This is a genomic window from Nocardioides sp. S5-5, assembly GCF_054954065.1.
The window spans coordinates 1,441,862-1,458,471 of the sequence record NZ_CP199913.1 but is presented as its reverse complement, the minus strand read 5'-3'; the positions used below and the strand labels follow the sequence as shown (position 1 = coordinate 1,458,471).

Annotated in this window: 14 protein-coding genes; 2 read left to right on the top strand and 12 right to left on the bottom strand. The window is 73.6% G+C overall.

Going from position 1 to position 16,610, the window contains the following annotated elements; genetic code table 11:
- Nucleotides 1-34 precede the first annotated feature (34 nt).
- From ACUP6Y_RS06885 to ahcY, 4 genes are all read right to left on the bottom strand, one after another.
- On the bottom strand, nucleotides 35-1,774 hold the full coding sequence (locus ACUP6Y_RS06885; RefSeq protein WP_462555014.1) for an LpqB family beta-propeller domain-containing protein: 1,740 nt from the start codon (nucleotides 1,772-1,774) through the stop codon (nucleotides 35-37).
- A complete protein-coding gene (mtrB, locus tag ACUP6Y_RS06880; RefSeq protein ID WP_462555013.1) occupies nucleotides 1,771-3,417 on the bottom strand; it encodes an MtrAB system histidine kinase MtrB in 1,647 nt (548 codons plus the stop codon). The genes ACUP6Y_RS06885 and mtrB overlap by 4 nt, the downstream gene beginning before the upstream one ends.
- Nucleotides 3,418-3,490: 73 nt before the next feature.
- Nucleotides 3,491-4,198, bottom strand: a complete 708-nt coding sequence (gene mtrA, locus ACUP6Y_RS06875; protein WP_462555012.1) for an MtrAB system response regulator MtrA — start codon at nucleotides 4,196-4,198, stop codon at nucleotides 3,491-3,493.
- 138 nt (nucleotides 4,199-4,336) lie between these two features.
- A complete protein-coding gene (gene ahcY / locus ACUP6Y_RS06870) occupies nucleotides 4,337-5,788 on the bottom strand; it encodes an adenosylhomocysteinase (RefSeq protein WP_462555011.1) in 1,452 nt (483 codons plus the stop codon).
- A 282-nt stretch (nucleotides 5,789-6,070) separates the two neighbouring features.
- On the opposite strand from ahcY, the gene ACUP6Y_RS06865 reads away from it, so the two are divergent.
- Nucleotides 6,071-6,520 carry a 6,7-dimethyl-8-ribityllumazine synthase gene (locus tag ACUP6Y_RS06865; RefSeq protein WP_462555010.1) on the top strand — a complete coding sequence of 150 codons (450 nt, stop codon included), beginning with the start codon at nucleotides 6,071-6,073 and terminating at the stop codon, nucleotides 6,518-6,520.
- 21 nt (nucleotides 6,521-6,541) lie between these two features.
- Here the strand turns inward: ACUP6Y_RS06865 and ACUP6Y_RS06860 are convergent, their stop codons facing one another.
- The 6 genes from ACUP6Y_RS06860 to ACUP6Y_RS06835 form a co-directional block, all read right to left on the bottom strand.
- Nucleotides 6,542-7,522: a DUF808 domain-containing protein gene (locus tag ACUP6Y_RS06860; RefSeq protein ID WP_462555009.1), complete on the bottom strand. Its 981-nt coding sequence runs from the start codon at nucleotides 7,520-7,522 to the stop codon at nucleotides 6,542-6,544.
- A gap of 36 nt (nucleotides 7,523-7,558) precedes the next feature.
- A complete protein-coding gene (locus tag ACUP6Y_RS06855; RefSeq protein WP_462555008.1) occupies nucleotides 7,559-8,638 on the bottom strand; it encodes an acyltransferase family protein in 1,080 nt (359 codons plus the stop codon).
- Between the two features lie 64 nt (nucleotides 8,639-8,702).
- Nucleotides 8,703-9,728: an SIS domain-containing protein gene (locus ACUP6Y_RS06850; protein ID WP_462555007.1), complete on the bottom strand. Its 1,026-nt coding sequence runs from the start codon at nucleotides 9,726-9,728 to the stop codon at nucleotides 8,703-8,705.
- 1 nt (nucleotide 9,729) lies between these two features.
- The gene (locus ACUP6Y_RS06845) at nucleotides 9,730-9,921 is read right to left on the bottom strand and encodes a Trm112 family protein (protein WP_462555006.1); all 192 of its coding nucleotides are present in this window, start codon (nucleotides 9,919-9,921) and stop codon (nucleotides 9,730-9,732) included.
- Nucleotides 9,918-11,291: a phosphomannomutase/phosphoglucomutase gene (locus tag ACUP6Y_RS06840; protein WP_462555004.1), complete on the bottom strand. Its 1,374-nt coding sequence runs from the start codon at nucleotides 11,289-11,291 to the stop codon at nucleotides 9,918-9,920. The genes ACUP6Y_RS06845 and ACUP6Y_RS06840 overlap by 4 nt, the downstream gene beginning before the upstream one ends.
- Nucleotides 11,292-11,317: 26 nt before the next feature.
- Nucleotides 11,318-11,701 carry a DUF3499 domain-containing protein gene (locus ACUP6Y_RS06835; protein ID WP_462555002.1) on the bottom strand — a complete coding sequence of 128 codons (384 nt, stop codon included), beginning with the start codon at nucleotides 11,699-11,701 and terminating at the stop codon, nucleotides 11,318-11,320.
- A 49-nt stretch (nucleotides 11,702-11,750) separates the two neighbouring features.
- Between ACUP6Y_RS06835 and ACUP6Y_RS06830 the strand changes: the two genes are divergently transcribed.
- On the top strand, nucleotides 11,751-12,209 hold the full coding sequence (locus ACUP6Y_RS06830; protein ID WP_462555000.1) for a metallopeptidase family protein: 459 nt from the start codon (nucleotides 11,751-11,753) through the stop codon (nucleotides 12,207-12,209).
- A gap of 41 nt (nucleotides 12,210-12,250) precedes the next feature.
- Here the strand turns inward: ACUP6Y_RS06830 and ACUP6Y_RS06825 are convergent, their stop codons facing one another.
- Both ACUP6Y_RS06825 and ACUP6Y_RS06820 read right to left on the bottom strand, forming a co-directional pair.
- On the bottom strand, nucleotides 12,251-13,684 hold the full coding sequence (locus tag ACUP6Y_RS06825) for a DUF5719 family protein (RefSeq protein WP_462554998.1): 1,434 nt from the start codon (nucleotides 13,682-13,684) through the stop codon (nucleotides 12,251-12,253).
- Nucleotides 13,677-16,520, bottom strand: coding sequence for a glycosyltransferase family 2 protein (locus ACUP6Y_RS06820; protein ID WP_462554997.1), 2,844 nt, complete (start codon nucleotides 16,518-16,520; stop codon nucleotides 13,677-13,679). The genes ACUP6Y_RS06825 and ACUP6Y_RS06820 overlap by 8 nt, the downstream gene beginning before the upstream one ends.
- Nucleotides 16,521-16,610: the final 90 nt, after the last annotated feature.

Sequence of the window (16,610 nt, the reverse complement as noted above, 5' to 3'; positions counted from 1 at the left end):
GGGCAACCGGTCCGGCCCGGGCTGTGGAGAGGGGTCAGCCGGCGTAGTCGAGCTGGGAGAGCCCGTCGGGTGCGGCGTGCTTCTCCTGGCGGATCAGGTCGACGAACCGGTCGGCGTACACGGCGTACATGGGCGCGTCCTCGACCGGCGACGCGGCGAGGCCGAGGACCTCGCCGGTGACGATGGTGGACAGGACGTCGACGCCGACCGTGGCGCCGTCGGCGGCGACGACGTCGACCTCGTAGAGGCTGCCGGGGACGGTGGCGGTGAGCAGCGCGACCCGGATCGGGCCGGCCCAGGCGAGGTCGGTGATCGGGCTGCCCTCGGGAGGGCGGACGACGAACGGCCGGCCCGCGCGGGCGACCTGGCCGCGGCCGTTGAGGAACACCCGGGCACCGACGACCTGGTCACCCTCGCCGGGGACCCGGACGACGGCGACCAGACGGGTGCCGTCGCGGCTGACGACGAGGCGACGGGCGCGGGTTCCGGTGATGCCGGGGACCCGGACGGTGCGCACCTCGGCGCCGTCGTAGAGCCACACGACCGCGCCGCTCGGGCGCCGCTCGAGCATCCACAGCCGGTCGGCGTGGTCCCAGCTCGGGCGGGCGTAGGTGCCGCCGTCGAGCAGCACCTGCGCCGCGGGCTCGGACGTCGACTGCTGGACGTGGGCCAGCCGCACCCGGCCCCCGTCGGCGTCGATCCCGGCGGCCTCCTCGTTGTCGGGGCTGACGGCGACCGCGATCAGGCCGGCTCCCTGGTCGCCGAGCGTGCCGCTCACCGGGGCGAGCGCGGTGTCCTTGCCGCCGGAGACGAGGCGGCCCTGGCTGATGCCGTAGAGCGTCTTGCCGCCGCCGGGTCCGGCGGGGCCGAAGGCGGCGGCGGCGTCGACGGAGTACTGCGCGACGCCGCCCGGCAGCGGCAGCGGCGTGCCGTCGACGCTGACTCGCAGCGCGGTGACCGACGGGTCCTGGCGCAGGGTCCAGGCGAGTTGGGCGAGCATCAGCTCGGCCTGCTCGGAGGTGACCGACTGTGCCTCCCCCACCAGGGAGATGTCGGCGACGCCGGCGTCGCTGACCGGCACGGACAGCCCGACGCTCAGCCCGGCCGGCAGGAAGGAGCGCACCACTCCCTGTGCCAGCGGCGGCGGCCCGGCCAGCAGGCCCGAGACGAGGCTGGTGGCGAGCTGATCCCCCTCGGGGACGAACACCGGCTCGGGCACGAGGATCTTCGCGACCGGGTCGAAGTAGTAGAGCGAGACCTGGTGGTAGCGCTGACGGAACCAGGAGGCGGGTACGACGAGCGCGTCCGGTGGGTCGGTGATCCGGTACTCCCCGTCCTGCACCGCCACCCGGAAGCCGAGGGTCAGCTCGTCGGCGGACATGGCACCGCGCCAGGCTCCGACGGCGTCGAGCCGGTCGGCGCCGGTCAGCTGCACCGACACCGTGCCGCCGCTCTCGCGCACGGGCAGGGAGTCGCTGTAGATGACCGTCTCCTGCTCCGGGTTCCATCCGGCGGCGGCCTCGTCGGTGAGGTACTGCTTCGCGACGCTGGTCTGTACCGGCCACGCGGTCATCGCGTCGAGGAACCCGGTGACGACCTCGGTGCGGGACGCGCCGGCGAGCGGCGGCCGGGCATCGATGTCGCTGGCGCGGCGGGTGTCGGTGCGGTCGGTGCCGGGGCTCTGGACGACCGGTCCCGACGTCGGGAGGGAGCTGCATCCCGCCAGCACGGTCAGGGCCAGGCCCAGCGCCGCGAGAGCTCGTGAGCGGATCATCGCTCCCCCTCCTCCGGTACGACGCCGGCAGGCCCGACCACGACCGCGGCGTCGCTCGACATGGCGTCCACGGGCACCAGGGGCAGCGGGCTGTGCCGCAGTGTCCCTCCGGCGTGCCGCGGCACGGTCAGCCGGAACTGCGCGCCCTGTCCGGTCTTGCCCCATGCCTGCAGCCAGCCGCCGTGCAGGTGCGCGTCCTCCTGCGCGATGGCCAGGCCGAGGCCGGTGCCGCCGCTGGTGCGGGTCCGGGCCGGGTCGGAGCGCCAGAACCGGTTGAACACCATCGACGCCTCGCCGGGCGCCAGGCCGACACCGTGGTCGCGCACCGTGATCGCCGCCGACTCCTCGTCGGACTCCAGCCGCACGATCACGGCCTCGGTCGGGTCGTCGGCCAGGGCGTGGTCGATGGCATTGGTGACCAGGTTGCGCACGATCCGCTCGATCCGGCGTACGTCGACGTCGGCCTGCACCGGATGCGGCGGCTCCTTGACCTCCACCCGGATCCCCCGCTGGTCGGCCAGCGGCTGCGCGGCCTCGACCACGCGTCGGACCAGGTCGCCGAGGTTGACGTTCTCGGTCGCGAGGACGGCGGCGCCGGCGTCGAAGCGGCTGATCTCGAGCAGGTCGACGAGCAGGTTCTCGAAGCGGTCGAGCTCGGCCTGCATCAGCTCCGCGGAGCGGGCCGTGGCCGGGTCGAAGCTCTCGCGGGCGTCGTGGAGGACGTCGGAGGCCATCCGCACGGTCGTCAGCGGGGTGCGCAGCTCGTGGGAGACGTCGGAGACGAACCGCCGCTGCACCCAGCTGAGCTCCTCGAGCTGGCGGATCTGGCGCTGGAGGCTGGTGGCCATCTGGTTGAAGGAGTACGCCAGCCGGGCGATGTCGTCCTCGCCGGTGACCTGCAGCCGCTCCTGCAGCCGGCCGGCGGCGAGCCGCTCGGCGACCCGGCGGGCCAGCCGGATCGGGGTGACCACCTGCCGGGTCACCAGCCAGGTCAGGCCCGCGACGAGCGCCAGCAGCAGCCCGGCGGCGGTCAGCAGAGCCCGGGTCACCAGGTTCAGCGTCTCCTGCTCCTCGGTGAGCGGGAACAGGAAGTAGAGCGTGTAGGTCTTGCCGTCCGACGGCAGCTGCACCTGCGAGCCGACCACGATCCCGGGCACGCGGGCGGTCGGGGCGTCGGAGCCGGTGCCGGCCGTGCGCACGATCTCGGTGTAGGTCCAGGCGGTCGCGCGGCGCGGGCCGTCGAAGTGCTCCTCGAGCGCGGCCGGGACGCTGACCAGGTCGAGGCCGCTGGTGTACTCGCCGCCCCCGGTCCGCAGGGCCGGCGCCTCCCCCTCGGGGCCGGCCAGCACCACGGCGTACCCACGGCTGTCGCCGCGCTCGATGATCGGGTCGACCAGGTCGCGCTGCTGCTGACTGGCGTTGACCTCGCGGCCCGAGGCCGCCTCCAGCCGGTCCTGGGCGTCGGCGACCTCCGCGTCCACCTCGCCGAGCACCACCTCGGCCCGGTGCCGCAGCAGCCCGTCGCGGGTCTGCTGGAGCAGGAGCCAGCCGACGCCGCTGACCACGACCGCGGACAGCACGACCGTGCTCGCCACGACTCGCGCCTGGATCGAGCGCCGCCAGAAGGTCAGCGCCCGCCGCAACCGTGGCGCCAGCCACCCCCAGCACCGGCGCAGTCCGTCGAGCGCGCGGCGGCCCGGCCCGGCCGCCGCGGGCCTACGCGGAGCCGGCCTTGTAGCCGACACCACGCACCGTCAGCACGATCTCGGGGTGCTCGGGATCGTGCTCGACCTTGGAGCGCAGCCGCTGCACATGCACGTTGACCAGGCGGGTGTCCGCGGCATGCTGGTAGCCCCAGACCTCCTCCAGCAGCACCTGCCGGGTGAAGACCTGACCCGGCTTGCGGGCCAGGCACAGCAGCAGGTCGAACTCGAGCGGCGTCAGCGAGACCTCGACACCGCCCCGGGTCACGGCATGTCCTGCCACGTCGATCTCGACGTCGCGGATGGTGAGCGTCTCCGGCGCGACCGCGTCGGTACGTCGGACCCGGGCCCGGATCCGCGCGACCAGCTCCTTGGGCTTGAACGGCTTGACGACGTAGTCGTCGGCCCCCGACTCCAGCCCGACCACGACGTCGACGGTGTCGCCCTTGGCGGTCAGCATCACGATCGGCACGCCGGACTCGGCGCGGATCTCCTTGCACACGTCGATGCCGTCCTTGCCCGGCAGCATCAGGTCGAGCAGCACCAGGTCGGGGCGGTACTCGCGGAACGCCGCCAGCGCCAGGTCCCCGCGCGGGCAGACCCGGCTCTCGAAGCCCTCCTGCCCCAGCACGATGCCGAGCATCTCCGCGAGCGGGGCGTCGTCGTCGACGACGAGGACACGCCCCTTCGTGGGGTACGGCGCGCTGGTGGACGGGGTCACGCCCGCAATATTAGGCGGGAGCGCGACGAAGGCCCGGCACCACCACGGTGCCGGGCCTCCTCGACACCAGCGCGCGACAGCGCGGCGCCGCCAGGAGCGGAAGCCCCGACCGGCGGCGACGCGCTCGCGCCAGACGACTCAGTAGCGGTAGTGCTCCGACTTGTACGGGCCCTCGACGGGGACGCCGAGGTAGTCGGCCTGCGCCTGGTTGAGCTCGGTGAGCTCGACGCCGATGGCGTCGAGGTGGAGGCGGGCGACCTCCTCGTCGAGGTGCTTGGGGAGCACGTAGACGCCGATCGGGTACTCGTCGGTCTTGGTGAAGATCTCGATCTGCGCGAGCACCTGGTTGGTGAACGAGTTCGACATGACGAACGACGGGTGGCCGGTCGCGTTGCCGAGGTTCAGCAGGCGGCCCTCGGAGAGGACGATGACCTTCTTGCCATCGGGGAAGATCCACTGGTGGACCTGGGGCTTGATCTCGTCCTTGACGATGCCGGGGATCTTCGCGAGACCGGCCATGTCGATCTCGTTGTCGAAGTGGCCGATGTTGCCGACGATGGCCTGGTTCTTCATCCGCTCGAAGTGCTCGACCCGGATGATGTCGAAGTTGCCCGTCGTGGTGATGAAGATGTCGGCGAAGTCGACGACCGACTCGAGGCGCTTGACCTCGTAGCCGTCCATCGCCGCCTGCAGCGCGCAGATCGGGTCGATCTCGGTGATGATGACGCGAGCGCCCTGGCCGCGCAGCGACTCGGCGGAGCCCTTGCCCACGTCGCCGTAGCCGCAGACGACCGCGGTCTTGCCGGCGATCATCACGTCGGTGCCGCGGTTGATGCCGTCGATCAGCGAGTGGCGGCAGCCGTACTTGTTGTCGAACTTGGACTTGGTGACCGAGTCGTTGACGTTGATCGCCGGGAAGAGGAGCGAGCCCTCCTTGAAGCGGTCGTAGAGGCGCAGGACACCGGTGGTGGTCTCCTCGGTGACGCCCTTGATGCCGTTGGCGATGTTGGTCCAGCGCTGCGGGTCGTTGTCGAGCGAGCGCGCGAGGACCCGGAGGACCTCCTTGAACTCCTCGTTGTCGGTCGAGTCCTGGCCCGGCACGGCGCCGGCCTTCTCGAACTCCACGCCCTTGTGGACGAGCAGGGTGATGTCACCACCGTCGTCGAGGAGCATGTTGGGGCCGACCTTGGTGCCGTCGGCGTCGGTGAAGTCGAAGACCTTCTCGGCCTCGTCCCAGTACTCCGCCAGGGTCTCGCCCTTCCAGGCGAAGACGGGCGTGCCTTGAGGATCGTCGACGGTGCCGCCGGTGCTCTTGGGGCCGACGACGACCGCGGCGGCGGCGTGGTCCTGCGTCGAGAAGATGTTGCAGGTGGCCCAGCGGACGTCGGCGCCGAGCGCGGTGAGCGTCTCGATCAGCACGGCGGTCTGGATGGTCATGTGCAGCGAGCCGGCGATCCGGGCGCCCTTGAGCGGCTGGTCGACGCCGTAGCGGGCGCGCATCGCCATCAGGCCGGGCATCTCGTGCTCGGCGAGCTCGATCTCCTTGCGGCCGAACTCGGCCAGGCTCAGGTCAGCAACCTTGTAGTCCATGAGTGATCCTCGAGGTTCGAGTGTCGTGTGACAGCTGGGTCCTGCGGCGCATCTGCGCATCGTCGGGATCTCCCGCGCATGACGTGAGACACCTTACAAGCGCTCACTCGGCCCCCGGCAATCATCGACGGGTCCCTCGTCCCTCCACGGGCCCGCTCCGGCCCGGCCCGGACTCGGCCTCCTGCGGGCGACCAGTACGCTGCTCCCACACGTTCTCAGGGCGGGGTGGAACCCCCCACCGCGCGTCGTCACGCCCTGGGTGACACGCGAACAGGAGAACCCATGTCACCCACTGCTCCCACCGGCACCGGCACCGTCGCCATCGTCGCGGCCCGCTGGCACTCCGACATCGTCGACGTGGCCGTCGAGACCTTCCGCACCGAGCTCGCGCCGCGCGGGTACGCCGTGGAGGTGGTCCACGTGCCGGGCGCGTTCGAGATCCCGCTGCAGGTGCGCCGCCTGGCCCGGTCCGGCCGGTACGCCGGGGTCGCGGCGGCGGCCCTGGTCGTGGACGGCGGCATCTACCGCCACGACTTCGTAGCCTCCAGCGTGGTCGACGCGCTGATGCGGATCCAGCTCGAGACCGACGTCCCGGTGTTCTCGGCGGTGCTCACGCCGCACCACTTCCACGAGCACGACGAGCACACGGGCTACTTCCGCCGCCACTTCGAGACCAAGGGCCGCGAGCTCGCGGCCGCGGTCGACGCGACTCTCCAGCTGCCGGCGGTCTGAGCGACCGACGGCGGGCCCGCGTCAGTGCGCGGCGGGCTCGCCGCCGTCGTACCGCTCGATCGGGTCCTTGTCGCCGGAGAACGGCAGCACCCGCACGATCCCGACGACGATCGAGCCGACGACCAGGCCGATCACCGCGGAGACGCCGGTGTTGGCCAGCCAGGCCAGGGCGCTGCCGAGGAAGCCGTGGACGGCGTGCTCGATGTCGTGCTCGAGGTCGTGGACCCAGGTGTACGGCGCATCCCACCAGCCCACCTCGTGGACGTTGACCAGCAGGATGTGGCCGCCGACCCAGAGCATGGCGACGGTGCCGACGACCGAGATGATCGCCAGCAGTCGCGGCATGGAGGCGACCAGGCCGCGCCCGACCTTCTGGGCGAGGGCCGAGGAGCGCTGGGCGAGGCTGAGGCCGGCGTCGTCCATCTTCACGATCAGCGCGACGACGCCGTAGACGGCGATGGTGATGACCACGGCGACGACGAGCAGCGTGGCGAGCTTGGTCCAGAAGCCCTCGTCCTCGACCGAGGCCAGCGCGATCACCATGATCTCGGCCGACAGGATCAGGTCGGTGCGGATCGCTCCCGAGACCAGCTCCTTCTCGGCCTCGGGGCTGATCTCGGCGACGGGGGTCTCGTGGTCGTCGTGCCCGCCGAGCAGGTGCCAGATCTTGTGGGCGCCCTCGTAGGCGAGGAAGGTGCCGCCGACCATCAAGATGATCGGCAGCAGACCCGGCAGGAACTCGCTGAGCAGCAGCGACGCGGGGAGGATGATCAGCAGCTTGTTGCGGATCGAGCCGATCGCGATCTTCTTCACGATCGGCAGCTCGCGCGCGGCCGCCACCCCCTGGACGTACTGCGGCGTCACCGCCGTGTCGTCGATGACCACCCCGGCGGCCTTGGCGGTCGCCTTGCCGGCCGCGGCACTCACGTCGTCCATCGACGCGGCAGCCATCTTGGCGATGGCGGCGACGTCGTCGAGCAGACCGAACAGGCCGGCGCTCATCAGGCGCGGTCCGTGGGGAGAGACATGGCCCGAAGATTACCGGCCCGTGGCGACCAGCCCCGCCTCCGCGGCGTCCCGCTCCTGCTCGTGGACGACCCCGGTCAGCTGGACCGCCTCCCGCACCCGGCGGTGGGCGACGTCGAAGGGGTCGACGACCCGCTCGAGCACCCGGCGTACGGGCGGGGCGGCCAGGGTGAGCGCGACGGCGATGCCGACGCCGACGGCGGCGAGCAGGCCGAGCCAGGTGCGATCGTGGGCCCACTCGACGAAGCCGAGGTACTCCAGCTCCTTCACCACGAACCCGTGGCAGAGGTAGACGACCAGCGTCGCCGAGCCCATCCGGCTGAACCAGCCCCCCATCCGAGGTACGACGCTCAGCCAGGCGAGCGCGCCGGCCACCCCGGCGAGCAGGATCAGCAGGCGGGTGAGGACCACCGTCGACGTCGGGTCGTCGAGCAGGGCGACGGGGCGCTGGTAGAGATAGTCACGGCCGGCCCAGGCGTCGAGCGAGCCGGCGGCGACCCACAGCGCGACGAAGGTCGCGACGCCGAGCAGGGCGGGGAAGCGGCCGCGCAGCCACGCCAGTGCCTCGGGAGTGGTCTTCAGGCCGAGCACGAAGAAGGGCAGGAAGCCCACGATCCGCGGCGCGTCCAGCCACCGGGTCCAGTCCCCCGCGAGAAGGAGACCACCGGCGACGCTGACGCCGACCGCGACCAGCACGCCGCCCCGCAGCGGCCGGAACAGCGGGGTCGCGAGGCGCCAGACGACCATGGCGAGCAGGTACCAGAGCGGGAAGTGCGGATCGGTCCACAGGTCCGAGAGACGCTCGTCGCCGACGTTGGTCCGGAACCAGGCCAGTGCGCCCTCGAAGAGGACGTAGGGCACCAGCAGGGTGGTCACCAGCTGCCACACCCGCGCCGGCGAGTACCGGAAGCCGCGCGACAGGTAGCCGGAGAGGAACACGAACGCCGGCATGTGCCACAGGTAGACGAAGTCGTACAGCCGCCCGCCCGGGCCGTCGGCCGGCAGCAGAGCGAGCAGATGCCCGATCACGACGAGCGTGACCAGGCCCATCTTCGCGTTGTCGAGCCACGGGTCCCGAGGAGTTGAGGCCATCTCTCCTTGGTACCCGAACTCCCTGTGGGGAGACCAAGTGTCAGACAACCCGAGTCCGGGCGGGTCAGTCCTCCACGAGCCCGAGGCGCAGGTACTCCGCGGCATAGGTGCCGCTGAGCAGCAGCGAGGCGTACCGGGCCACCTCGCCGGTCGCCTCGGAGGAGACGTGCTCGATCCGGACGTCCTGGCTGCGGGCGGCGTCCTCGAGACGCTGGCGCTGGTCGCGGACGACCGGGTCGTCGACGCCGTCGTCGAGCATGACCAGCACCGGACGGCGATCGCCGGTGCCGTCGGCGACCGGGTCGGCGAACACGTTGCGCGGCCGGGCGGCCTCGACGACGGGGAGCAGGTGCTCGGCGTCGCCGGCGAGGGCGGTGCGTCCGGAGGTACGGCGGATCGACTCCGCGATCCGGCGCGCGGCCCGGGCGGCGAGCACCGAGCCGCCCCAGACCAGCGGAGCGGCGTCGGCCAGGGAGATCGCCAGCATCTTGGCCGGGTTGATCGAGATGTCGCGGTGCGGCGAGCAGGCGATGGCGACCGTGTCGAGCGCCTCGGAGACCGCCTCGGGCCCGGCGCTCGGACCGAGGTGGACCTGGTCCAGGAAGGACAGCATCGCGACGGCGGTCGCGAGCTGGTCGCCGGTCCTGGTCGGCAGCAGCGTGGTCCAGCGCCCGGTCGCGTGCTCGGCGACCATCGACCCGGGCGGCGCGGCCACGACGAGCTGGCAGCCGCGGCGCGCGGCCTCGGCGACGGCCAGCGCGGTGCCGGCGTCCCCGCCCTCGGGGGCGAGCACCACGACGAGGTCGAGGCTGCCGGCCCAGCCGGGCAGCGCCGGCGACGGCCAGGCGACGAAGGGCACCGGGCAGAACGGCTCGAGGACCGCCCGCAGCAGGCGGGAGTCGGGTCCCGCCGCGATCACCGCCCGTGGGCGGGTCTCGATCGAGCGGGCCACCGCCTCGGCGATCGCCTCGGCGCACCCGTCCACCTCCCGGCGTACCCGGGAGCCGGACTCGGCCAGCGTGCGCAGCCGGAGGTCGGCGGCGGTGAGCGCCGCCTCGTCGTCCAGCCGGGACTCGTCGAACCAGACCATGTCAGGCCGGCTTACGTGCCTCGTCGACCAGCAGGACCGGGATGCCGTCGCGCACCGGGTAGGCGAGGCCGCAGCCCTGGCACACCAGCTCCACCGACTCCCCCGCGGGCGTCACCGCGAGCTCGCCCTTGCACGAGGGACAGACGATGATCGCCAGCAGCTCGGCCGCGATCCCGCCCTGCTCGGCGCTCACTTGCCGCTCCGGATGATCGCGAGGACCTCGTCGCGCACTCGGGCCATGGTGGGCTCGTCCTTCCCTTCGACGTTGAGCCGCAGCAGCGGCTCGGTGTTGGAGGCGCGCACATTGAACGCCCAGTCGGCATGGGCCACGCTCAGCCCGTCGAGCCTGTCGACGGCGACCCCGTCCCGGTCGCCGTACGCCGACTCCAGCGCGGCGAGCACCGCGCCCTGGTCGGCGACCGTGCTGTTGATCTCGCCGCTCAGCGGGTAGCGGGCGTACCCGGCGAGCAGCTCGGAGAGCGGCCGGTCGGCCTCGGCCAGTGCGGCCATCGCGTGCAGCGCGGCGAGCATGCCGGAGTCGGCACGCCAGAAGTCGCGGAAGTAGAAGTGTCCGCTGTGCTCCCCACCGAAGATCGCCTCGGTCTCGGCCATCGTGGCCTTGATGTAGGAGTGCCCGACGCGGGTGCGGACCGGCTTGCCGCCCAGCTCGGTGACGATCTCGGGCACCGCGCGCGACGTGATCAGGTTGTGGATCACCGTGGCGCCCGGCTCCTTGGCGAGCTCGCGCGCGGCGATCAGGGCGGTCAGCGTGGACGGCGAGACCAGTGCGCCGCGCTCGTCGACGAGGAAGCAGCGGTCGGCGTCGCCGTCGAAGGCCAGGCCGATGTCGGCCCGCTCGGCGATGACCGCCTTCTGCAGGTCGACCAGGTTGGCCGGCTCGATCGGGTTCGCCTCGTGGTGGGGGAAGGTGCCGTCGAGCTCGAAGTAGAGCGGCACCATCTCGACCTGGTCGGCGAGGCGGCCGAAGACGGCCGGCGCGGTGTGGCCGGCCATGCCGTTGCCGGCGTCGACGACGACCTTCAGCCGGCGACCGGCGACCGGGGCCAGGGCGAGCAGGTGGGCGGCGTAGGCCTGGAGCACGTCGTGGGAGCTGATCGAGCCGGTGCGTCCCCCGGCGGCCGGCGGGTCGCCGGCCGCGACCCGGTCGCGGATCTCGGCCAGGCCGCTCTCCATGCCGACCGGCTGCGCCAGCGCGCGGCACATCTTGATCCCGTTGTAGGCCGCGGGGTTGTGGCTCGCGGTGAACATGGCGCCCGGCAGGCTCAGGTGGCCCGAGGCGAAGTAGAGCTGGTCGGTCGAGGCCAGGCCGATCATCGTCACGTCGGCTCCGGCCGCGGTCGCGCCGTCGGCGAACGCCCCGGCGAGGGAGGGCGAGCTGGGCCGCATGTCGTAGCCGATCACCATCGCCTCGACACCGAGCACCTCGACGTACGCCGCACCGGTCGCCCGGGCCAGCTCCTCGTCGAGCTGCTCACCCACGAGGCCGCGCACGTCGTAGGCCTTGAAGACCTTGCCGAGGTTGTCAGGACTGGTCGTGACCATGCCCCGACCTTAGTAGCCCGTCGCACTCAGTCGGTGGTGAGCATCCGCAGGTGCCCCTTGCGGGCCACCTCGCGACCGGGCTCACGCGGCGCCTCGACCGGCTCGCGCCGCACCGGACGCGCCGCCTCGCGGACCGCGTCGGCGAGGGCGAGCAGGTCGTCGTTGCTCGGGCCGGGCTGCTGGGTGCCGAGCGCGAGCCGGACCACCTCCCAGCCGCGGGGCGCCGAGAGCCGCTCGCCGTGGATGTCGCACAGGTCGTAGGCGTGCGGCTCGGCGTAGGTCGCCAGCGGCCCGAGGACAGCGGTCGAGTCGGCGTACACATAGGTCAAGGTGGCGACCGCGCGACGGCCGCAGGCCGTGCGCGAGCAGGTTCGCAGGCTCCGCGGTCCCGCGTTGGCCGTCACACTCACGGCGCAGACGCTACCGCTCCCCCGGGCGAGCCGCGGATAGGCTCGCGGCATGGAGCACGACGAGCTGGTCCCCCGCCGACGCCGCGACCGGCGTGGGCGCGGGATGCGCGGACCGGCCGTGCAGCCGCTCACGGCGACCGGGCACCGGCCACCGCTGCCGCGCAGCCGCCGCGAGGTGTTCGACAAGATCATGCTCGACGTGGTCACCGACATCGACCAGCGCTGGTCGGAGCACCTCGGCCTGGTGGAGTACGCCGTCGAGGACGCGCCGCAGCTCCCCGACGACTGGGACTCGGGGCGGGTGCCGCTGTCGTCGCTGGTGCGCGGGTCGGGTACGACACCCACCCGGCTGGTCGTCTTCCGCCGGCCGCTGGAGCACCGGGCCGCCGACCGTGCCGACCTCGAGGCGATCGTGCTGGCGATCGTGGTCGAGCAGGTGGCCGAGCTGCTCGGCATCGAGCCGCACGAGGTCGACCCCCGCTACCCGTCCGACCTCGACGACGACTGAGCCGGCCTGTAGGCACCGACCTCCCGCTGCCGCGCGCCGCGCTACTCCGGTGAGACCACCGGGATCCGGGCGTGGGTCTCGGCGGGCCGCAGCCGCAGCGTCGCGAGCCCCCGCTGCCCGCTCGTCGTGGGCAGCGAGATCACGCCCGCGATCCGGGTGTTGCGCGGCTCGACGGCGACCAGTACCGCCTCCGGCGGGAGCGCCAGCGAGGCGGTCCGGCCGGGGGCGATCTCGACCTGGTCCTCGCGCAGCGCCGCCCCGTCCGCGCCGTACGACGTCACGTGGACGACACCCGTGCGGATCGCGTGCCCGAGCAGCAGGGTCTTCTCGCCCGCGGGCACGACGGCGGCGGTGGGCTCGCGCACCTCGATCGCGGGGGCGAGCAGGACCAGGTCCCTGCGCGAGACCAGGCGCACCGACGCGACGACCGGGTCGGCGGACTCGACGACGACGCCGACCACGCCGGCCCCGCTCTCGCCGGACAGCAGCGGGCCGAGAGCGACCTCCCGCAGGGCGTGCGGTCCGACCGTGACCTCGGGTGCGTCGGTCGGCGTGAAGGTCGCGTCGGCGGTCACCAGCCGGACCTGCGCGCGGACCTCGCTCTCCCCCGGGTTGGCGACCGTCAGCGTCGCGCCGCGCGCGCCCCCGGGTATGCCGAGGATCAGGTTGTCGGTGTCGGGGGCGGCCTGGGTCGGCAGGAAGTCGGTGCTCACCCGGCCGCGGCCGAGCTGGTCGCGCGTGGTCCGGGCGGTCACCGCGACCCGGCCCCGGGTCACGGTGACGTGGGCGGCGGTGAGCTCGCGACGCGGCGCCGAGGCGGCCAGGTCGATGCGCTGGACGCCGTGCGCGGGCACCTGGATCCCGCGCAGAGCGGGCTCCTCGACCGGTCCGTCGGGACCGAGCAGCGCCACGTCGAGGACCGCCTCGCCGTCGTCGGGGTTCACCAGCTCGAGGGTGGTGGCGTAGCGGGCCGTGGCGCCGAGGCCGACCAGCCACTCGTCGTACGCCGGGGCTCGGCACTCCGGCACGGCCAGCGGGTCGTCGCGGCCGGCGATGAGACCGGGCGCGGCAGCGCCGCTGCCGTCGAGGACGACCGACCCGGACCCGTCCACCACGACGCCCGTGCCGCCCGCCGAGGCGCTGACCGGCGCGCCGGCGACCACCTCGGCCCCGTCTCGGGGGGCGACCAGGACCGAGAGCTCGCCGCCCGCGACCCCGGGGGTGCGACCGACCCGGGTCGCGCTCGTCGCGCGGGTGCCGCTCGGGCAGACCACCGTGGCGGAGGTGAGCTCCGAGGTGCTCGGCGGCTGCGGCCCGGCGACCGGGTTCTGCTCATGGCCGATCGCGGCCAGCGCGAGCGTCACGACCACGGGCAGCACGACGGCGAGCGCCACGAGGATGTCGACTCGCCGGCGGCGGGCCACGGCCGCGCGGCGGCCACCCGACCTCGGCGGGTCCTGCCGGGGATCACTCATCGCGGTTCCTTCGCAGCGGCGGGAGGGCGAGCACGATCAGCACCGGGATCGCGACCGCCTGGACCAGCAGCAGGAGCCAGCGCAGCCAGGCGTGGTGGCCGGGCAGCGGGCCGGGCTCCGGGCTGACCTGCCAGGCGCGGGTGCCGCGCTCGGAGCTGGCCTGCACGAGACCCGTGGTGGCGTCGAGGCCGGCGGCGACCGAGCCGTCGGCGGGCGCGGCCTGGACGATATAGCGGATGCCGAGGTCCGCGAGCCGGGCCACGGCGTCGGGATCGGGTGAGGTGACCAGGGAGCGGATGGTCGCGGTGACCTTCTCGTCCTCGGGGCTCAGCGCGGCGATCTCGTCCTCGCCGACGGTCGGGCCGTCGCCGCGGTGGACGTCGTACCTCAGGCCGGTGTCCTTGCTGCCCCGCAGCACCAGCACGCCGTTCTGCTCGGCCTGCTCTGCGCGCTGGGCCATGTAGACGGGGACGTCGGACGCCGGCGGGTCGCGCAGCTCCTCGGCACCCCAGCCCGCGAACCAGACCAGGCCGACCAGCGGCGCGACCAGCCCGGCGACGCCGGCCAGCGCCAGGATCGCCTGGGCCGGCTTCGCCTGGTCGCCGAGGTGATGCAGGGAGAGGCCGCCGAGCAGGATCGCGGTGATCCAGGCGCCCTGCAGCACCAGCAGCACGGCGCCGAGGCCGGGCTGCTGCCCGACGGGACCGGCGATGTCGACGGTCGTGATCGCCAAGGGGACGGCGACCACGGCGGCGATGGCGGCGACCAGCCAGCACACGACCACGGGGATCCGGGTGGCCCGCGGGATCAGCGCGAGCAGCGCCAGCACCGGCAGCACGAGCCCGATCGCGGCCGGCGCACCGAGACCGCCGAGGCGGCCGGCGAACAGGTCCCACCCCGAGGTGGCGGTGGTCGGCCAGCGACCGATGTCGAGCACGGTGCCGGCGAGCCCACCCTCGAGCAGGGCCGGCAGCCACCACGGCAGCAGCACCAGCAGCGGGACCGCGAGCGCCAGCACCGGCGGTCCCCACACCGAGCGCTCCCCGAGCTCGCTGGGCAGCAGCCGCACCGCACAGCCGAGCAGCACGGCGACGAGCACCGCGACCACGAGCCACGCCGGCGGTGCGACGGCGGTGAGCAGGGCGAGGGCCAGTCCGGTGCGCCAGCCGGCCCGCCAGCGGTGGCCGGCGTCGGGGTCGGCGAAGCCGAGCGCGGCATGCGCCATCCACGGCAGCACGGCCGATGCGACGACGACTCCCCAGCGACCGCCGCCCCAGGCGCCGGCGACCAGCGGCACCAGCGCCCAGGTGACCGAGCCCCACAGCAGCAGCCAGCGCGGCGCGCCGTACGGCGTGACCAGGCGACCCACCACCCGCAGGAACCGCCAGGCGCCCCACAGTCCGATCGGCGCGGACAGCGCCATCAGCAGGGACATCAGCAGCGACGGCCCGAACGGGAGGCCGAGGACGGCGAGCGGGAGGACGTACGGCGGCGCCGGGACGCTGCTGCCGAAGCCGATCGGATGCCACCCCTCGAGGTGCAGCGCCCACCACGCGCCGACGCCGTCGGGTGCGGGCGACAGCGCGCCGCCGGCCACTCCGCCGACCACGTCGCGCACACCGATCAACAGCGCCAGCACCGTGATCGCGGTCGCGACGGCGACCGGGTTGGTGAGGAAGCGGACCACGATGCCGGTGTCGGCGAAGTCCTCGTCCTCGTCGCGGTGACGCGCCGGCGGCGGGCCGGCCGCGGCGTCGCGCTCGGCGGCGGCGATCCGGCGGCGGTCGGCGACGTCGGCGGCCTGGTTGGTCGCGGCGGCCACGAGGTCGGAGGCGAAGTCGAGGCCGTGGCGGTAGGGCAGCCACCACGGGGCGAGCAGACGGCGTGCCCGCGCGCGGTCGGTGCCGGCCCGGGACCGGCGCGCGGCCCGGATCCTCCCCGGGTGGCGCAGCACGGAGAGCAGGGCCGCGAGCTCGTCGAGCGCCTCGCCGACCGCCCGGACGCCGAGCAGGCCGAGGACGCGCAGCAGCGAGCCGAGGGTCAGCCGCAGCACCTGCAGCGGGAGCGTCGCGCCGCGGCCGTTGGCGAGCAGCGTGAAGAGCGCGGCGCGACGCTCCTGGAAGTGGGTGTGCCGCCCGGTCAGCGGCGTACGGCGGATCCCGCGGTGCGCGGCCTCGGCATGGAAGACCACGGCGTCGGGAACGATCAGCGTGGTGCGCCCGGCCGCGGCCGCGCGCCAGCCCAGGTCGATGTCGTTGCCGAAGATCGGCAGCGCGCTGTCGAAGCCGCCGAGCTCCTCGAGCACCTCGCGACGTACCAGCATGCCGGCCGAGTTGACCGCGAGCACCTCGCGGACCTCGTCGTGCTGGCCCTGGTCGTACTCGCCGCGCTCCAGGCCGGTCTCGCGCCGGCCGGTGCCGCTGATCGTGACGCCGAGCTCGAGGAGCCGGCGCAGCGAGGGCCACTCCCGCAGCTTGGGGCCGAGGATGTCCGCGTCGGGACGCTGCGCGGCGACGGCGAGCAGCGCGGCCAGCGCGTCGGGCGCGGGGTTCGCGTCGTCGTGGAGCAGCCAGACCCACGCGGGACGGGTGCCGGTCTCGGCCAGCACGAGGAGCCCCTCGGCGACCGCATCGGGGAACCCGGTGTCGCCGGCCAGGGACCGCTGCTCGAGGGGCAGCCGGCCGGCCAGTGCCGCCCGGACCAGGTCGGCACTGCCGTCCTTGCTGCCGGTGTCGACGGCCACCACGCGCATGGGGGGCGCGGTCTGCGCGAGCAGGCCGTCGAGGACCGCCGGCAGCCAGGAGCTGCCGTCGTGGCTGACCAGGAGGACAGCCACCTCGGGTTGTTGCGACACGAGGTCAGACCCTACGACCGACGGCCCGAAGGGGGCGAACCGTCAGGGTGGACCGACCGCGCGTCGTACGCC

Excerpts from the sequence above, each read along its gene's own strand:
- ACUP6Y_RS06840 (WP_462555004.1), bottom strand. The coding sequence starts at position 11,291 with ATGGTCACGACCAGTCCTGACAACCTCGGCAAGGTCTTCAAGGCCTAC.
- ahcY (WP_462555011.1), bottom strand. The coding sequence starts at position 5,788 with ATGGACTACAAGGTTGCTGACCTGAGCCTGGCCGAGTTCGGCCGCAAG.
- ACUP6Y_RS06825 (WP_462554998.1), bottom strand. The coding sequence starts at position 13,684 with ATGAGTGATCCCCGGCAGGACCCGCCGAGGTCGGGTGGCCGCCGCGCG.
- ACUP6Y_RS06850 (WP_462555007.1), bottom strand. The coding sequence starts at position 9,728 with ATGGTCTGGTTCGACGAGTCCCGGCTGGACGACGAGGCGGCGCTCACC.
- ACUP6Y_RS06865 (WP_462555010.1), top strand. The coding sequence starts at position 6,071 with ATGTCACCCACTGCTCCCACCGGCACCGGCACCGTCGCCATCGTCGCG.
- ACUP6Y_RS06830 (WP_462555000.1), top strand. The coding sequence starts at position 11,751 with ATGGAGCACGACGAGCTGGTCCCCCGCCGACGCCGCGACCGGCGTGGG.
- ACUP6Y_RS06885 (WP_462555014.1), bottom strand. The coding sequence starts at position 1,774 with ATGATCCGCTCACGAGCTCTCGCGGCGCTGGGCCTGGCCCTGACCGTG.
- ACUP6Y_RS06855 (WP_462555008.1), bottom strand. The coding sequence starts at position 8,638 with ATGGCCTCAACTCCTCGGGACCCGTGGCTCGACAACGCGAAGATGGGC.
- ACUP6Y_RS06860 (WP_462555009.1), bottom strand. The coding sequence starts at position 7,522 with ATGAGCGCCGGCCTGTTCGGTCTGCTCGACGACGTCGCCGCCATCGCC.